We start from the raw sequence: 14,772 nt of genomic DNA, 5'->3' as shown, positions 1-14,772 counted from the left end.
ACCGCGATGCAACCACTCAAGATCGGCCAGGCCGCGCGCGAGACCGGGATAGGCGTCGAGACGATCAGATTTTATGAAAAGAAGGGCCTTGTCACTCAGCCGCCGCGCCCAATTGACGGCGGCGCGCGGGACTATGGTGGTGACACGCTTTGGCGGCTGAAATTCATATCCGGCGCTAAGAAGCTCGGATTTTCGCTGGCAGAAATCGCGGAAATTTTGGAGTTGCGCACGGCACCAAATACCGAGTGCGTCGCGATGCAGGCCAGAGCGCGCAAAAAGCGGGACGAAATTCAGGAACGGATCGAAGGGCTTGCACGGTTGAGGAACAATCTGGACGAGCTGATCGCGGCGTGTCCGGGGCGTGGTGGAATTCAGAACTGTTCGATCGTGGGCGCCATAGAACGCAGCAGTGAGAAATAGGCGCAATTCCGGCCTTGAACGGAGGGTAGCGGCGTTGCTTGCGAACCGGGTTATTGCCAAGCAGGACCCAGAACGGCAGGTGCAGCGAAAAAAGGAGAGCGAGGGTTCCGCTTCCGAGCAGAGTTTGCGCCAGATCATTGTGAGAAATCCCTGCGTCGCCCAGAAAGCCATATCTGATGAGTGTCGGAGGGTGACGGACAAGTCGGCCCTGTAAATGCGGTCCAGCTTTTATCCTACCGGTGCGATTTTATATCGGTTTAAGACAAGTTTACCCAAGAGGGAACATGACAATGAATAACCTGAGCCGCCGCCGCTTGATGCAAGGAGCCGCGGCAATTGCGTGCAGCGCGGCGCTTCCCGCCTTCGCGAAAACCGGTCCCTCAATCCATGTCCTGAAGGATCCGAATTGTGGGTGCTGCGGATCGTGGATCAAAATCATGCGGGCGGAAGGTTTTGAAGTAGGCGTGGAAAACAGTGCTTGGGAGGCCTTGAACGCTTACAAAACCGCCAATGGGATTCCGGAGGGCATGATGTCATGCCACACGGGTCGCGTGGAGGGCTACATGATCGAAGGACACGTCCCATCCGCTGACATTCGGCGCCTGCTGGGCGAACGCCCGAATGCTGTCGGACTGTCGGTTCCGGGAATGCCTTTCGGCTCACCGGGCATGGGGCCGGAAAGTGAACGCGAAGCCTTCGACGTCTTTCTGATCCGCAAGGATGGAACCACAGAGGTGTTCGCCAGCTACCCGGCCGCATAATTTCCCGATGGCGCTGGCAAGATCCTGACAAACACGGCGCTCGCTTCTGCTGCCTGGTTTACGTGACATTCTTCACGGCAAACCAGTTGATCCGTGACTTCACGCCTGCCTTGTCCTACCGGGCAAGTTCCAGCCTACGGTGAAAAAATACCTGCGTCCGCAAAGCCTGATGACCGGCTTTGCGGACAAAACCGACATCCCGGTCGCCGTATCAACCGCAGCATTTGTCGCCCGCCTGAATTGGCGGGCATGGGGCCGATCCGTAGGAACAGTAGACGCAGCAATCGCCGGGAAGTGGCTTCAGGACTTTTCCGCAAGATGTGCATTCGTAGAACCACTGGCACGCGTCTGTTGGCATCGTTTCAGGCCTTGAATGTCCACATTCCGGGCAGATGATCGTGCTGACAAGGTTCGGGTGCTTTTCACTCATGGCGTCACATCAAGGTTATCAGGAAATCATTTATTCGGATTTCGTTGAGCACGATAACCCAAGCGATGGCCGTCAACGCAAAACTGCCTGTCAGCCACCATTTGAAGCGGTCGAGCGAACCACGGCGATACGCGACGATGCCAGAGAGAAACAGCAGGGCCGTCGAACCGCCGAGCACGTAATAACTCGCGGCGGCGATCTTGCCGAATACGGCCAGCCAGCTCCCTCCCAAGCCAAGCAAAATCAAGGCCATCGGCAAGATGCAGCAGGTCGCAACGCCAAGTGCGGTAAACGATCCAAGAAAGCTTGCGCCAACAAACTTGCTCATGGTCAGCTTTCTCCGGCTTTGACGAACTCGAGCGGAAGCCGGTTCGACTTCCTCGATTTTTGCTTCGCGCGGTATGTGAAATTCGACATCATGACCGACAACATGCACCCTGTAGTAGCTACAGGTTCAAGGGAAAGGTCATCACATGATTGCGATTGGCGAAGCGGCGAGATTGACCGGTCTGTCGGTCGAGACGATCCGCTACTACGAACGGGAAGGCATAGTCGAGAAAGCCGGTCGAACCGCCTCGGGACGCCGCGCATACACGGAACGGGAAATCTCCGAGCTCAGATTCATCAAACGCTGCCGCGATCTTGGCTTTACCATTCAGGGTGCATGCGCACTTCGCGAATTGTCCAAAGCGCCCGAGCAAGCTTGTCGTGACGTCGAAGACGTCGCAACAAGACATCTCGACAACGTCAGGTCAAAAATCGCCGCCCTCCAACGGTTGGAGCAAGCACTGGCAGAACTTGTGCAGACCTGCACCGAGGGTACGGCCTCATGCCCCCTGCTAACGGCGTTGCTCAACGAGCCTATCGCCAAAGAAAAAATAAACGACACCTAATTGCAACGCCCGGAAAGGATCGAATCTGGCCAACTCAGTTTGCGGAAAGACTACAATGCGGCTCAAATCCGGCTCGCTCATCATTACCCACCCCATGCCCGAACTCTCTGCCTGTCCTCATCGCAGGCGAGAGTGACATTCCTGAATTGCTCATGGGTGACATTTGAGCTTTGCGGCTACAGATTGCGGAAGCATAAGTGAAATTATGTGAAACTTGCCCCTGCTCACAATTTTGCAAATCAAGCGGTGCACGTGGGCCGAACTCAGAGATGCCTGATCCACACGCATTGATCCCGGTTGGGTCCAAGTTCTTCGAGGATCCTTTCAGCATCCAGATTGAAGTCTTTGGCAATTTCCTGGACCTGAACCGCCTGAAAGCTATCCAAGTTCCGCACCGTTCGACCATCTTCAAAGGTGATCAACTCGTGTGATCTTCCAGACCAACGCACGATCCCGCCGCAAAGGGTCTGTCCTTCAACATCCGCAAGTTCGGCGACCGGGTCGGCAAAGAAATCGGTCCATTTAAGAATACCTGTGCTGACAGCTCTCGCCACTGCTTGTTCCGTTGTCCGGCACTTGAGTTTTGTGACGATCGAAGACGTCAAAGCATGCACCATCCTGGAGGAGAGCCCCGTCTGGCCAGCAACTACGGATGGGATCAATCCTGATGCGAGCATCTTCAGAACATCCATCTCCTGATCGGACAACGCATCCGTAGGAAAGTTGAAAACTGTATCAATCACATCGAGCGCGAGTAGATGCAGGACCTGCGCTTCGTGGCGAAGGGCAGGGAGCATACTCCCGACCAAGGCGTCCCAGTCGGATCGGCGCAGGTTGGAGGTAACCGTAAAGACACCACGCTCCCCAAACGGATTGATAACCGGAATGGATAGTCCGTGCTGACCCACACCAAATTTTCTCGCTGCATCGAATAGCGGTGCGTGTTCACGCTGATCATCAAACACAGCCCAATCAATTGGTGCGATCATTGCGGCGCCAAACCGGATGAGGGGATCGACCAGGACCATGTCGTTGTCGACGTAGTGCCTGACCCATTCGGCCGGGAACGTGGTGCAGCCGTGGACAACGTTGTGATGCTTGTCGATATGGGCGTAGGACGCATTCTCCAGTCCGAACCTCGAACAAATTTCCTGAAGGCGCGCCTCCCCGGTCTGCCTGAAATCCAGTTCAGAATTGCCAATGTCCGCGATTTTCATAGATCGTCTTTCTGTTCCGCGTTGCCGTCGAGGCCGCTTAGCAACCTAAAGCTGAACAAACCACTCGGGAATTCCCGTAGCCAATCATGCATTTGAATACAGTTCTGTTCTGGAGGCGGAAACGGAGCGAAAACCTGCCGATGAGACACATGAATTGGAGAAGCTGGCGGCTCATAACCCGGCACGGCTAAAACCCGCTGCAGTGATCTTGCGGAAGCCCGTCTTCCTCCTCTCGGGCTCTACGCGCCAAAAGCCCCATGAAACTGGAAATCAGGTTCAGTTCACCGCGCTCATCTGCGTGCACCATACCGCGCAGATATCCGCCCGGATTAACCACTGGCGGCAACCGTGGATCGCTCAGCCTCGCGTCTGTGATCAACCCGGCCAGGATTGCACCCATCACGGTCAATCGGTCAATCGCCGTACGCCAAGCCGAGGCATTGGCGCCGATCTCCGACAATCGCGACCAAACGCCGGTCTCAATCGCGTAGAGCGACGGGCTGGAATTCTGATCTCCGCCACCCGCGATATCGATATGCATGCGCAGCTCGGGTGAGGCCAGTTCATATAGGATGCGGTTATTCACCCGCGGTAGTTTTTGGGCCTTGCGCGATGCCGTATCTGTCGGATGATTGCTTTCTAAGCAATGCGGAGGGCCGTCAGGCCCGGAGCCGGAACAATCTGGTTCCGAGGCTTTTGCCGAGGACATTGAACTCTCGCCATCGGCGTTACAGGACAGAATTGTTTCTTCAATTTGGTCTTGTATATGGCACCCGAAACAAGCTTCGGGTTCACCCGAAATTTCACCGGGTTTTGCGACATGCTCTTCGATCCGGCTCCAAAGGTCGTAAGCCGCCTGAACATGTAGCTTGAGCGCCTCCAGCGTCATGTATTTCAACTTGTCGGCGCGCGGCCAGGATCGAAGTTCCTCCTTCATGCCTTCCAGACTTTCAGGAGGGCAGGGGAGTAAGAGAAGCACGGCCAGACTATGTTTCACATATCGGTAAAGCCGTGATCGATCCCCGCGCAGCTCGTCCTGTTCTTTCTTCTCGGCCTTGCTGCGCACGTCCGCGTCGCGCATCTCGGGAATGAGGTTCAGGGCAGGGGTCAGGAAGAGTCCAAGCTTCTTGCGCTTACAGCGCGCGCCATTTGCGCCAAGCCTGCGTTCGATCAGACCAATCCTTTCCAGCTCACGTTCGTGATTGTGGATTGTCCGATCTGTCACGCCTCGCCCGGCAATGAGGGTTTCCTGGCGCGCGTAGCAAAAGGGTTCCTGAGACGGGTCTCGAAAAGCACATGGCGTAATCATATCGATGATGATCTCTAAGGTGCGAATACACTGGGCTGATGCGCCTCTGATCTGCGCATATCCCACGCAGAGCTGACGTAACCTGTCACGGTTCCAGCCCTCAGGAAGGCCGTTGTGAAAGCGAATATTATCGTGGTGATGGGCGGATGCGATCTGCCGAAAGCTCATGGATTTGGCCTCATTTGGCAAAGGTCAGTGTTGATATCGCGGCTTCGCGGGGCAGGGTGTTCGGAATGGTTCAACGGTCTCATGGTCTGCTTCTCATTGGGGAAGCAAGGCGGCTCGAACCTCAGCAAAAAGACACAGAAAAACCGTTCGCACAGATGCGTTTGTCCTTGTCAGTAATTTTGGAGTTTCCTATAAATCAGGTGATCAAACGTGACTTAAGAAGATCCCCGCTGAGGCCCCGCCTTGCGGGGGTTTTTGTTTCTGGGATTAAGTTTTTCCTCCGGGCCAATCGGCCTGGTTTAAAAATGCAGCTGGCGATTTTTGGTGGCATAGCCAGGAGCAACGCGTTGTACCGCAGGTCAGCACCTCAATATCGGATGAGTTCGTAGTCGCTGAACCCGAATGTGTCGGTCCACTCGACGCCAACGCCGCGGAAGTAGCTGGGAGGTTCACAGCGATTGCCCAGTGGCAGCCAGTAAGGGATTGGGGCAGGAGCGCGCTCGGACCAGCGAAAATTCGTATTATCGTCGTAGGTGCCAACCACAAGATCAAGCGAACGCTCGCAATCTCCCTCCCTTGAACGACGGCGATAGCTGTAGTGGCGCACATCCCAAACCCTGATGGATCTCACAACGTCGAAATCGGAAGAAGAAAGATCGACGCTGATCGGGGTGGCTTGGAAACCGTCACCGTATTGGCCGTGATGTGCATCGATCCTTCCTATCGAGATCGCTGCGTCTACCAGTATTGGCTTAGCGGTGTCATCCGATGGAAGCTCTGGAACTGGGCTAGCACTGGTGCGCTTGATGGCTTCCAACCGTTCCATAGGACCCAAGTCCGAGGGGCTGTGTGACGTATTCATCGGACAGCGCCAGAGTTGAAGCGGCGGTTCGACCGGGTAGGGTGTGATGCGCCGAATGAACTCCGCCTTGGCTGCGACGCAATCAGCCGAACTTGGCCAACCCCCGGCGAGGCAAAGGAATATGGCACAGTCAATTGGATAGGCACGAGCCTGCGTGGCTGGCAGTGCAGCGAGTGCAACTGCAAGGGCCTTCGCGCGAGTTCGATTTCCGGATTTTGAGTGTTTCAAGATGGTCTCTCCTGCTTGCGAATCGCCTAAGCAATATCCGGCCAATATATTTCTGACAATCCAATATCGTATATTGGCGGGTTTTCTTATATTGACGTAGATTGTGTTTTAGTCCACAACTTTTGGATGTAGAAGACGGCCCATAGGGGGTCGTCATGGCGGACAACAAGAGACAATACACTGTGGTAACCATCGAGATGGTCCGGGGCCTGAAAGAGGATCAGGTTCCCTTTACATGCCGCTACGAATTTATCGGACTCGCTTCCCTTGGACGACCTAAGTACCACTGCATTTACAGCTCGCCGAACTATGTCGGGGCCTTGTGCAAGTCGAAGATCTCTCGAGCGGGCGCTGAGCCCAGAGAGTTCGATCTTTGGCCGGGCCTCTTCAAGCATCATCAGGAATTTGGTGATGGGCGCATTCTCTGCGTCAAATCAGACTATACGATCGAGTCGATTACCCCAGAGGGTCTCGAAGCAGCTCAGGCCCTGGACGCGAAATCCAAAACCTGATCGGTCACGTTCGAGAACCCGGCTCATCAAAATGCTGGGGCAGGGCGCATGAAACGGCTCTTGTTTCTCAGCGCTGCACTCGCGTCCTTGTTCATTGCTGCAGTTTGGATTGAACCAGCTAGGAAAACAAAGACTCTCGGCGCATCCGAGGTGATTGCCGTTGACGGTGACACGATCGACCATGGTGACGACCGATACCGGCTTATTGGGTTTGATACGCCTGAGACATTCCGGGCTCAGTGCGATGCTGAGAGAGCTTTGGGTCTACGAGCCAAGGACCGGCTGACGGAGCTCATCAACTTCGCGGGCGTAATTGAACTTGAGATTGAGCTGCACTTTGACGTCCACGATCGCTTCTTGGCGCTTGGGCGCGTGTCTGGACAGAACGTCGGGGCCATCCTGATTTCTGAAGGTCTGGCGCGCCCGTACTCGGGTGGCAAGCGCCAGTCCTGGTGCGGCTGAAAGAAAGGATAAAACAACGATTTATGACAGCAGAGAGAAACGACTAAGCAATAAGCAGTCCTGCCGATTGCGCCAACAATCGACAGGACAAGAAACGCCCTTAATCCATCCGGGCATTCCTCCAACATCAAGAGAGAACTGTACTATGGTAAAAACAGTAGTCCGAGATGCCGGTCCTAGATTGGGCAGCACCGCGACAGAGTCAATGGGTGCAAACCTAGACAACGCGTCTGCACCTCCGATCCCTTAGCGCTGTCTGACGATTGAGGCGCGCGGGACATCCGAACGTTCCAGCCAAAACATCTGACTAAGAGATCCGAACCAGACATTGGTCTTTTGCGGCGCCACTGAAGGTTCAGTGCTGTGTCCCAGCACCCGATTCCCCACCGCTCAGATGACCTGAAGTCGACCCCATAATAGTAATTATGTAAAAACTACTGACCTATTTTTTGAAAGGCGGAAAGGTGATCACAGTGGCCTTCGACACTATCGAAAGCAAGATTGATCGGCGCTGGGTGCCTGCCGCCCAGAGCTTCGAGCAAGCCCGTAAGGACATTCTCACCGTAATCCGCCACCTTGCCGGAGAACGGTCAACCATCAAGCGCGGAATGCGCGAATACTGGCTGGAAAGCGATGCCCGCGCCACGGCTTTCGGAATCGCGCTCGAAATGTTCCATGTCCTCAATGATCTTGAGTATGTCCGTGCAAATCGGCTCTACAAAGCCTTGAAGTTGCACGCAGACGTTAACAAGGCGTTGGGTCCGAAAGAGCTGTTCCGCTTTGCTTCACCGGAAAAGGCCGCTGCGCTCATCCAAAGCAGCAGCCGAGCAAACTATGCCAACTCATACGCAACCCTGAAATTCGGTTGCGACCTGTCAGGCACAATCGACGCCGACACCGCGCGCGACGTTCTGAACCGGCATGAAGCCCTTTGGTTCGTTTACCCAAACGCCACCTATCACGTTCACCTGATCCGTGAGGGTGTCTGGCTGGACATCGTTATGCCGCTTGAAGTGGTCGTTGAGCTGCGCCTTGAAGTGGATTTCGCAATGCAAATCCGACAAGCGGAACTTGATGCGCAGGGAGCTTTGTCATGAACAAGCCTGCGCGCAAAGTTCTTCCTGATCGTCGGCTGGCTGAAACACGCCGCGTTGAAACTCCGCAAGGGCACACTGCCTTTGTCACCATCGGGTATGATCCGGCGTCGCCAATCAAACCCCGTGAAGTGTTCTATAGCGGCGGTTTTCGCTCTGGCAGCGACCTCGAATACCATCTGCATGATCTGTGCGTTCTGATTTCGCTGTTGCTGCAGCACGGCGTAGCAGCTTCGTTTCTGTCGCGCTCTATCGCTCGCAAGACTTCGGCCCTTGGTGGCGAAGAATACGCAAGTCTCGCAGGCTGGTTGGTGGATGCTGTCAGCATTCCGCCGTCCTGGACTGATGAGTACGTGGCCGCGACCGGCGACGAACAGAACCCCTCCAATTCCTCGCCAACTCAAGCAAAGGAGAAATCCGAATGATCGCAGCAATGCGGCCCCTTCTGCTCGTCTCCACGGCATTTGTGGCGACCGGCGCAAGCGCCCAGGTCATCGAATACGAGCCGGATGGCAGCGTGTTTCTGAACGGTGCGCGGGCAGAAATCGTCAATGGCGTCGTTCGGCCAATCCGGATGCGTGAGTACACGCTTGACGAAAAACCGGAAGCGCCGAAGGCCAAGCCACAGGAAAAGATCGAGATTGCGGGCAAGGCACCGCGGCCTCGCAGATCCTCGGGCGGCTGGTCGCAGGAGCGGATCGTCAAAGAAATCCACGCAGCGGCGGAACGCCATGACATTCCGGCCGAGTTGTTCATGGCGCTGGTCTGGCAGGAAAGCCGGTATCGGGCTGACGCTCTGTCACCCAAGGGTGCCTATGGCTTCGCACAGCTCATGCCCGGAACGGCGAAAGACCTGGGCGTGAACCCAAAGAACCCTGCAGAAAATCTCGACGGTGGTGCCCGCTATTTGGCGGCGCAGTACCGCGAGTTCGGAACCTGGAAGCTGGCGCTTGCCGCCTACAACGCCGGGCCTCACCGCGTCGTCGAATACGGCGGCGTCCCCCCCTTCACCGAAACCCGCAATTACGTGCGGATCATCCTAAGCAAAGTGAGCACTTCCTCATGAAAAGAACCCACTTCTACCAGCAGATGGCGTTTTTCGCGATCACTGCGTTCATCATCACAGCAGCGCCCGCCTCCGCTGGCTGGCTGCAAGATGCCATTGGCGATTTCATCAACGAAACGCTGGCCGACTCGAAGGTCGTTGGCGTCAGCCTTGCCGCTGTCGGCTTCATCTGGGGCTGTCTCGCCTACGTGTTCGGCTGGGGTTCGCTGAAAGGCCCGGTAATCGCTATCGTCGTCGGCGCTGTTATCGGCCTCGCTGATACATTCATCGGAGGCTGATTGATGCCGCGCCGCAATACGGTCTTTCGCGGCCTGAGCCGCCCCGCAGAATGGGGCGGCTTACCCGTGATCTATCTGCTGGTGATCCTCGGGATGACCATGCTTTCGTTCTTCATGTTCGGGATAGCGCCAGCAATCATTGCGGGTTTTGTTTTCTACACCGGGCTTCGCCTCTTTTACGAATGGGAACCGGCTTTCTTCCGCGTCCTGTCCGTAACCCTTTCCAAAACTCCGCGCACCAAAAACCGCCAGCATCATGGGGGAGATTACTATAGTGCCTAAGCCTGCTGCACAGGATTTGTGGACCCTTGCCCGCTCGTTGATCGAGCCGAGCTGGCGCAAGGATGAAATGAGCCTCTTTCAGATGTTGCCGTATGGCTATGTCGTGGACGATGAGGTCATTTCTACACGCAACGGTGGCCTCATCGCCGCTGCAGAAATCACCGGAATCAACGCAAACACGCTGGACGAAAACGAGTTCGAGTTCCTGGCCGAACGGTTTGAGCGTGTATTGCGCACGACACCCAATGAGGTGGCCTTTTATGTTCATCGACTGACCGTCCCAGCTGAGACTGGTCATGTCATCACAGATCCAACCGGCTTTGCCGGTGCAGTGGCGCAGGCCATGCGCTCAGCGTCCGTCGATGCAGAGCTGAAAGAACGCAAGATCATCATCAGCGCCATTCTGCAAAAGCGGCAGGATGAGCGGGCAAAACAGATGTTCGGCATGTCGTCTGGAACGATAGACGAGGAACGCCGCGAAATGATGGAACAGCTCGACGGTGTGTTCACAACACTGGCGGGCACGCTGGGCGAGGCCCGTATGCGCCGGCTGAAGCTCAGCGAGGGGCGTTGGCTCGGCTATTATGGAATGCTGTTGAACGGTCGGTATCAGCCGATCATTCACACGAACATTGCAGAACCCATCGCCTTCAACATGCCGCAAGAGGATGTGCTGTTTCAGGGCAAGCGCGGCAAACTGGTCACGGGCGACGATCAGGAACGCTCCATCCGTGTCTATTCCCTGAAGAATTACCCGATGGCTTCGTTCCCCGGCATTTTCGACGGGCTAGACCTGCCGGTTGATGTCGTGATTTCGCAATCCTTCCTGCCGATCAGCCGCGCCCAGGCGCAGGAAATGGAACGCCGCAAGTCGGGACAAATGCGCTCGGCAGGCGACAAGGCAAAGTCGCTTGAAGAGGATTTGTCCATTCTGGCGGACGGCATTGCCTCCGGCACCATGTCACTCGGCAAGCACCACCTGTCGATCTGCGTGTTTGGGAACGAGGAAGATCTGAAAACCGCCGAAAAACACATCATCGGTGAAATCCAGATTTCGGGTGGCACGGTGAAGCGCGAAGCGATGTCGGCCCGTGCCGTGTACTTCGCACAGCACCCCGGCAATTTCGCGTTCCGCGCCCGTGAAGAACTGATCACGGACCAGAACTTTGCGGATATGGTTGCGTTCCACATGCGCCCCAAAGGGTTGGATGCGGAAAAGCTACCTTGGCCGGGGCCATTGGCGACTTTCCCGACGACACACGGGGACAGCTACGATGTTTCGCTGCACCTTCCCAAGACCAGCAAAGACGCTGAAAACCTGCCCTCCGGCCACACAATCATTCTGGGGCCGAACGGATCGGGTAAAACTGTGATCGCGATGCTGCTGGCGACAATGGCGGTGGCACAGGGCGCGCGGATCATCGCTTTTGACAAAGACCGGGCAATGGAGGCTCCAATGCGGGCGCTCGGCGCACAGTACACCCGCGTCCGAGTTGGTGAACCAACAGGCATGAACCCATTTCAAACCGAGACGGATGAGGCTGGGCAAAGCTGGCTCGCCAATTGGGTCATTGCCCTATTGAGCTATGACGAACCACTGACCACCGATCAGAAGGATGAAATCACAAGGGCTTGCCAAGCCAATGCCACTTTGCCGCCTGCGCTTCAGAACTTCGATTCACTGGTGGAACGGTTCAGAGCCTTTGACGATGACAAGAACCTGTACAAGCGTGCAAGTGAATGGGCGGGCGAAGGCCGCTTGTCCTGGATGTTTGGCGAGGGTGGCTCAGATCCGTTTGCTGCTGGCGACCGTCATCTTGTGTTCGATATTTCTGAGGTTCTGGATGACGAATTGGTGCGGCTGGCATGGATCAGCTACGTCATGCGCCAGATTGAACGCCGCTGCGCCACCAAGATACCCACTGTCTTTGTGATTGATGAAGCATGGGTAATTGCTGGCAACCCTTATGGCGCTGGCATCCTCATAAATGCCTACACCACGTATCGGAAGCTGAACGTCATGATGATGATGATGACGCAGATCCCCGATCACCTCCTGTCGTCAGCGGCAAGTAAGTCGATCCTGGAAAACACCAGCACGCAACTCTTGTTCCCCTCTCGATCCGGCAATGAAGCAGACTACCGGGCAATCGGCTTGAACGATTCAGAGCTGGGCGCGCTGAGGGCGCATTTTGGCGACCGCGTAATGCTCATGAAGAAAGGTGATGAGAGTGTTTGGCTCGATGTCGATGTCGGCGCGCTCGGCCCGCTTCTTCGTGTTCTGAGCGGATCAGACGGAAAATCGTTCCCTGATCCTGACTGGCGAAAAAACCCCAACTTCTGGAAGGAAATCACATGAAAGCCCGCCTTGTCATCACCCTTGTAGTTCTGGCCGCTGTCTCGGCCTGCACCAGCACCTATTCGGGCTATCGCAGCAAATGCGCCTGTGACTTTGAGCGCATGACCTCCCCTGAAAACTTGGAGTTTGTCTGATGGATATTTCAAAGAAATTCCGCACAACCATTGCTGTTTCGGTTCTGGCCGCCCTGCCAGTTATGACGGCAGCCCAAGGTGTTCCGACCATCGACGCCACGGCCATTGCACAGGACGCAGCCAATTCGGCCCGCGAAGTCGCGGAAATGGTCCGCCAATACGAACAGCTGATGCAACAATATGAGAAGCTCGAGCAGCAGAGGGCACTGCTCGAAAACTCCCTCAAAACCATCAGTGGTCTGACGGATCTGGACCAGTTCAACAGCCGCAGCTTTCTGAAACTGGCAACGGCAGCTGACACGCTTGGATACGCCTTGAACGCGACCGAAGATACGATTGGCGATCTTCCAGGCGTCGCCGGACTCGCGATGGAACGCCGATCAATCAGCCTGGGGCTGAACAATGGAATCCTTAAAGAATTCAGTACGTCAGACGTGCCAGCCCGGCGCATTCTCTCGGAGCGAGGTGGCGCTGGCTTGATGGCATCGGCCTTGGGTGAGAATGGCTATGACATGGCCGGTCAGCTCTCCGAAGATGCAGAAAAGCTGCGCGGTGAAATCGGTCAGCAAGAAGATCTGAAGGATGCAATCGACTACAACACGGCGGTTCTCCTTAAACTCCTTCAGGTTGAAATTGAAATCTTACGCGCAACCTCGGCTAATGCTCTGGCGTCGGGCACGGATCTGGCTGCAACCGCTGCCGATCTTTCGACACTCAGCAACTATGTACGAGGAACCTCACAATGAAACTCCGCTCAACTCTCATCCTGACCATTGCAGCCGCCGCCGTTATGTCGGGGGCTGCATCGGCACAGGTGAAGCTGCGCCCATCACCCAAGGTCGATATGCCGTTCGGTGAATATCGTAAGTGCCTTGGGTACTCGGGTGCGCGTGAGTACGGTCGTCAATTCGTCAAAAACGATCAAGCGCGCATGGCCGAAGCGGGCCAATCCGCAGACAAGCAGCCTCTTGTGACCAACTGGTCGGTGGTGATCCTGAATGAACAGGTCATCGCTGCGCACGAGGCCACCATCGAGCAATGCATTCTGCGCAAATCTGGCGAGACCTTCAGCACCGAATGTCCGCTGGGCGGTTTAAGCCGTGAGGACGCCGCCCAAAAGGTCGGAGCTGACCAAGACGAGTTTTGGACCCAACCGTCCGACAATCTTGCCGCGCTGAAAAAAGAGCAACGGACCCGTCTGGAAGCTCTGCGCCCTGCAATTGAGGAGGCTTGTGGGCCGTGATCCAAGATTTCGTCAGCTCGATTGAGGCTGCGCTAAATAACTTCTCGCAGCAAGCATACAACAGCCTGGCGGCGGATCTAGCATCCGCCCTCTGGGCAATAGCCGCGCTGATCTTCGTGGCAATGCTGATCAACGGTGTGCTTCAAATCCGAGAAATCGGGTTTGGTGGCTATGTCGGCTGGATCATTCGGGCGACGATCATCATTGGTATGGCTTCTAGCTGGAGCTTCTTTCAACCCATTTATCAGGGCATTTCGAGCCTCCCAGACACGATTGCCGGAGAACTGACCGGCACAACAAATGTCTGGGAAGCACTCGATGACATTGCGCTTCAGTGTTTCTTGATGGGCCAGCAGGCTATTGAAAACGCAACCTGGGGTCTGAGCATCACCGGGGCTATTCTCTGGGTTGTTGGGGCTGTCATCGTTGCTTTTGGCACCGGCATGGCGCTGATCGCAAAAGGCGGTCTAGCGGTCCTGCTGGGTCTAGCGCCTGTTTTCATCGCAACGCTGCTCAGCTCGGCAACAGCCAATATCTTCGCAGCCTGGGCGAAAACGACTGTTGGCCTGATCATGGTCATCGTCGTTCTGACAGGCATCGTTTCTCTTATTCAGGCCCTTTTCAGCTCCGAACTGACCGCTGTTGAGGATGTGAACAATATGGAGGCCAGTGGCCGGTTTTTGGCGATCTGCATTGTTTCAATCGTGATGCTCACGCAGATCCCGTCGCTCGCGGGCGGGATGTCGGGTGCAATCGTTTCGGCATCCTCGGGTCTTGCCGTGGCAACTGGTGCTGCAGCAGCCGCAAGAAGTGCATTGGGCACTGCAAGCGACGGCGCAAGGGGTGCAGTAGCCGGTGGGAAAACTGCCGCTGCTATGGCTTCCGCAGCACGTGACGGGACTGGCGTTCGTGACAGCGCGTCTCGCGCAATGCAAGCGCGTCGGGACATAGCGCACAGAGCCCGAAATCAGGATGGGGCAGCTCGTCAGAGCTACGCCGCTGACCGTTACCGGCAGAGCATTCGACAAGCTCGCGCCAATAAATCTTCATAAAT

At 55.9% G+C, this 14,772-nt stretch carries 20 protein-coding genes; 15 read left to right on the top strand and 5 right to left on the bottom strand.

The window, feature by feature from the left end; translation table 11 throughout:
* Positions 1 to 6 precede the first annotated feature (6 nt).
* Positions 7 to 420: a heavy metal-responsive transcriptional regulator gene (locus AC2FJ6_RS18280; protein WP_170417943.1), complete on the top strand. Its 414-nt coding sequence runs from the start codon at positions 7 to 9 to the stop codon at positions 418 to 420.
* 284 nt (positions 421 to 704) lie between these two features.
* On the top strand, positions 705 to 1,181 hold the full coding sequence (locus AC2FJ6_RS18275; protein ID WP_170417950.1) for a DUF411 domain-containing protein: 477 nt from the start codon (positions 705 to 707) through the stop codon (positions 1,179 to 1,181).
* A gap of 211 nt (positions 1,182 to 1,392) precedes the next feature.
* On the opposite strand, the gene AC2FJ6_RS18270 is transcribed toward AC2FJ6_RS18275, so the two are convergent.
* Positions 1,393 to 1,611 (bottom strand): GDCCVxC domain-containing (seleno)protein, encoded by a 219-nt coding sequence (locus AC2FJ6_RS18270; RefSeq protein WP_237215937.1) that lies wholly within the window; start codon positions 1,609 to 1,611, stop codon positions 1,393 to 1,395.
* Positions 1,612 to 1,615: 4 nt separating this feature from the next.
* A complete protein-coding gene (locus AC2FJ6_RS18265; RefSeq protein WP_170418031.1) occupies positions 1,616 to 1,939 on the bottom strand; it encodes a hypothetical protein in 324 nt (107 codons plus the stop codon).
* 145 nt (positions 1,940 to 2,084) lie between these two features.
* Here AC2FJ6_RS18265 and AC2FJ6_RS18260 point away from each other — a divergent pair, with 145 nt between their 5' ends.
* Positions 2,085 to 2,504, top strand: coding sequence for a MerR family transcriptional regulator (locus tag AC2FJ6_RS18260; RefSeq protein WP_170417953.1), 420 nt, complete (start codon positions 2,085 to 2,087; stop codon positions 2,502 to 2,504).
* Between the two features lie 263 nt (positions 2,505 to 2,767).
* Here AC2FJ6_RS18260 and AC2FJ6_RS18255 read toward each other — a convergent pair whose 3' ends face one another.
* From AC2FJ6_RS18255 to AC2FJ6_RS18245, 3 genes are all read right to left on the bottom strand, one after another.
* Positions 2,768 to 3,721, bottom strand: coding sequence for a LuxR family transcriptional regulator (locus tag AC2FJ6_RS18255; RefSeq protein WP_170417956.1), 954 nt, complete (start codon positions 3,719 to 3,721; stop codon positions 2,768 to 2,770).
* Between the two features lie 187 nt (positions 3,722 to 3,908).
* A complete protein-coding gene (locus AC2FJ6_RS18250; RefSeq protein WP_170417959.1) occupies positions 3,909 to 5,198 on the bottom strand; it encodes a helix-turn-helix domain-containing protein in 1,290 nt (429 codons plus the stop codon).
* 367 nt (positions 5,199 to 5,565) lie between these two features.
* Positions 5,566 to 6,024, bottom strand: a complete 459-nt coding sequence (locus AC2FJ6_RS18245; RefSeq protein ID WP_170624892.1) for a hypothetical protein — start codon at positions 6,022 to 6,024, stop codon at positions 5,566 to 5,568.
* A 419-nt stretch (positions 6,025 to 6,443) separates the two neighbouring features.
* On the opposite strand from AC2FJ6_RS18245, the gene AC2FJ6_RS18240 reads away from it, so the two are divergent.
* The 12 genes from AC2FJ6_RS18240 (at position 6,444) to AC2FJ6_RS18185 (ending at position 14,770) form a co-directional block, all read left to right on the top strand.
* Entirely contained in the window at positions 6,444 to 6,800 is a 357-nt protein-coding gene (locus AC2FJ6_RS18240) for a hypothetical protein (RefSeq protein ID WP_142638830.1), read from the top strand.
* 48 nt (positions 6,801 to 6,848) lie between these two features.
* Entirely contained in the window at positions 6,849 to 7,262 is a 414-nt protein-coding gene (locus AC2FJ6_RS18235) for a thermonuclease family protein (RefSeq protein WP_170417964.1), read from the top strand.
* A 464-nt stretch (positions 7,263 to 7,726) separates the two neighbouring features.
* Complete coding sequence (locus AC2FJ6_RS18230; RefSeq protein ID WP_170686497.1) at positions 7,727 to 8,359, top strand: hypothetical protein; 633 nt, start codon at positions 7,727 to 7,729, stop codon at positions 8,357 to 8,359.
* Positions 8,356 to 8,781 carry a TSCPD domain-containing protein gene (locus AC2FJ6_RS18225; protein WP_152460687.1) on the top strand — a complete coding sequence of 142 codons (426 nt, stop codon included), beginning with the start codon at positions 8,356 to 8,358 and terminating at the stop codon, positions 8,779 to 8,781. The genes AC2FJ6_RS18230 and AC2FJ6_RS18225 overlap by 4 nt, the downstream gene beginning before the upstream one ends.
* Complete coding sequence (locus tag AC2FJ6_RS18220) at positions 8,778 to 9,422, top strand: lytic transglycosylase domain-containing protein (RefSeq protein WP_152460686.1); 645 nt, start codon at positions 8,778 to 8,780, stop codon at positions 9,420 to 9,422. Before AC2FJ6_RS18225 ends, AC2FJ6_RS18220 begins: the two co-directional genes overlap by 4 nt.
* Positions 9,419 to 9,700, top strand: coding sequence for an HAD family hydrolase (locus tag AC2FJ6_RS18215; RefSeq protein WP_152460685.1), 282 nt, complete (start codon positions 9,419 to 9,421; stop codon positions 9,698 to 9,700). Before AC2FJ6_RS18220 ends, AC2FJ6_RS18215 begins: the two co-directional genes overlap by 4 nt.
* 3 nt (positions 9,701 to 9,703) lie before the next feature.
* Positions 9,704 to 9,982: a VirB3 family type IV secretion system protein gene (locus tag AC2FJ6_RS18210; protein WP_152460684.1), complete on the top strand. Its 279-nt coding sequence runs from the start codon at positions 9,704 to 9,706 to the stop codon at positions 9,980 to 9,982.
* A complete protein-coding gene (locus AC2FJ6_RS18205; protein WP_170634634.1) occupies positions 9,975 to 12,341 on the top strand; it encodes a VirB4 family type IV secretion/conjugal transfer ATPase in 2,367 nt (788 codons plus the stop codon). Before AC2FJ6_RS18210 ends, AC2FJ6_RS18205 begins: the two co-directional genes overlap by 8 nt.
* A complete protein-coding gene (locus AC2FJ6_RS18200; protein ID WP_170425207.1) occupies positions 12,338 to 12,475 on the top strand; it encodes a hypothetical protein in 138 nt (45 codons plus the stop codon). Before AC2FJ6_RS18205 ends, AC2FJ6_RS18200 begins: the two co-directional genes overlap by 4 nt.
* Entirely contained in the window at positions 12,475 to 13,221 is a 747-nt protein-coding gene (locus tag AC2FJ6_RS18195; protein ID WP_152460682.1) for a type IV secretion system protein, read from the top strand. Before AC2FJ6_RS18200 ends, AC2FJ6_RS18195 begins: the two co-directional genes overlap by 1 nt.
* Positions 13,218 to 13,718, top strand: coding sequence for a hypothetical protein (locus AC2FJ6_RS18190; protein WP_152460681.1), 501 nt, complete (start codon positions 13,218 to 13,220; stop codon positions 13,716 to 13,718). Before AC2FJ6_RS18195 ends, AC2FJ6_RS18190 begins: the two co-directional genes overlap by 4 nt.
* The gene (locus tag AC2FJ6_RS18185) at positions 13,715 to 14,770 is read left to right on the top strand and encodes a TrbL/VirB6 family protein (protein ID WP_152460680.1); all 1,056 of its coding nucleotides are present in this window, start codon (positions 13,715 to 13,717) and stop codon (positions 14,768 to 14,770) included. Before AC2FJ6_RS18190 ends, AC2FJ6_RS18185 begins: the two co-directional genes overlap by 4 nt.
* Positions 14,771 to 14,772 lie beyond the last annotated feature (2 nt).

The sequence above is a fragment of the Ruegeria sp. CDSA089 genome (assembly GCF_059612205.1).
The sequence above is the reverse complement of the archived record's forward strand: the minus strand, read 5'-3'. Positions and strand labels throughout refer to the sequence as shown.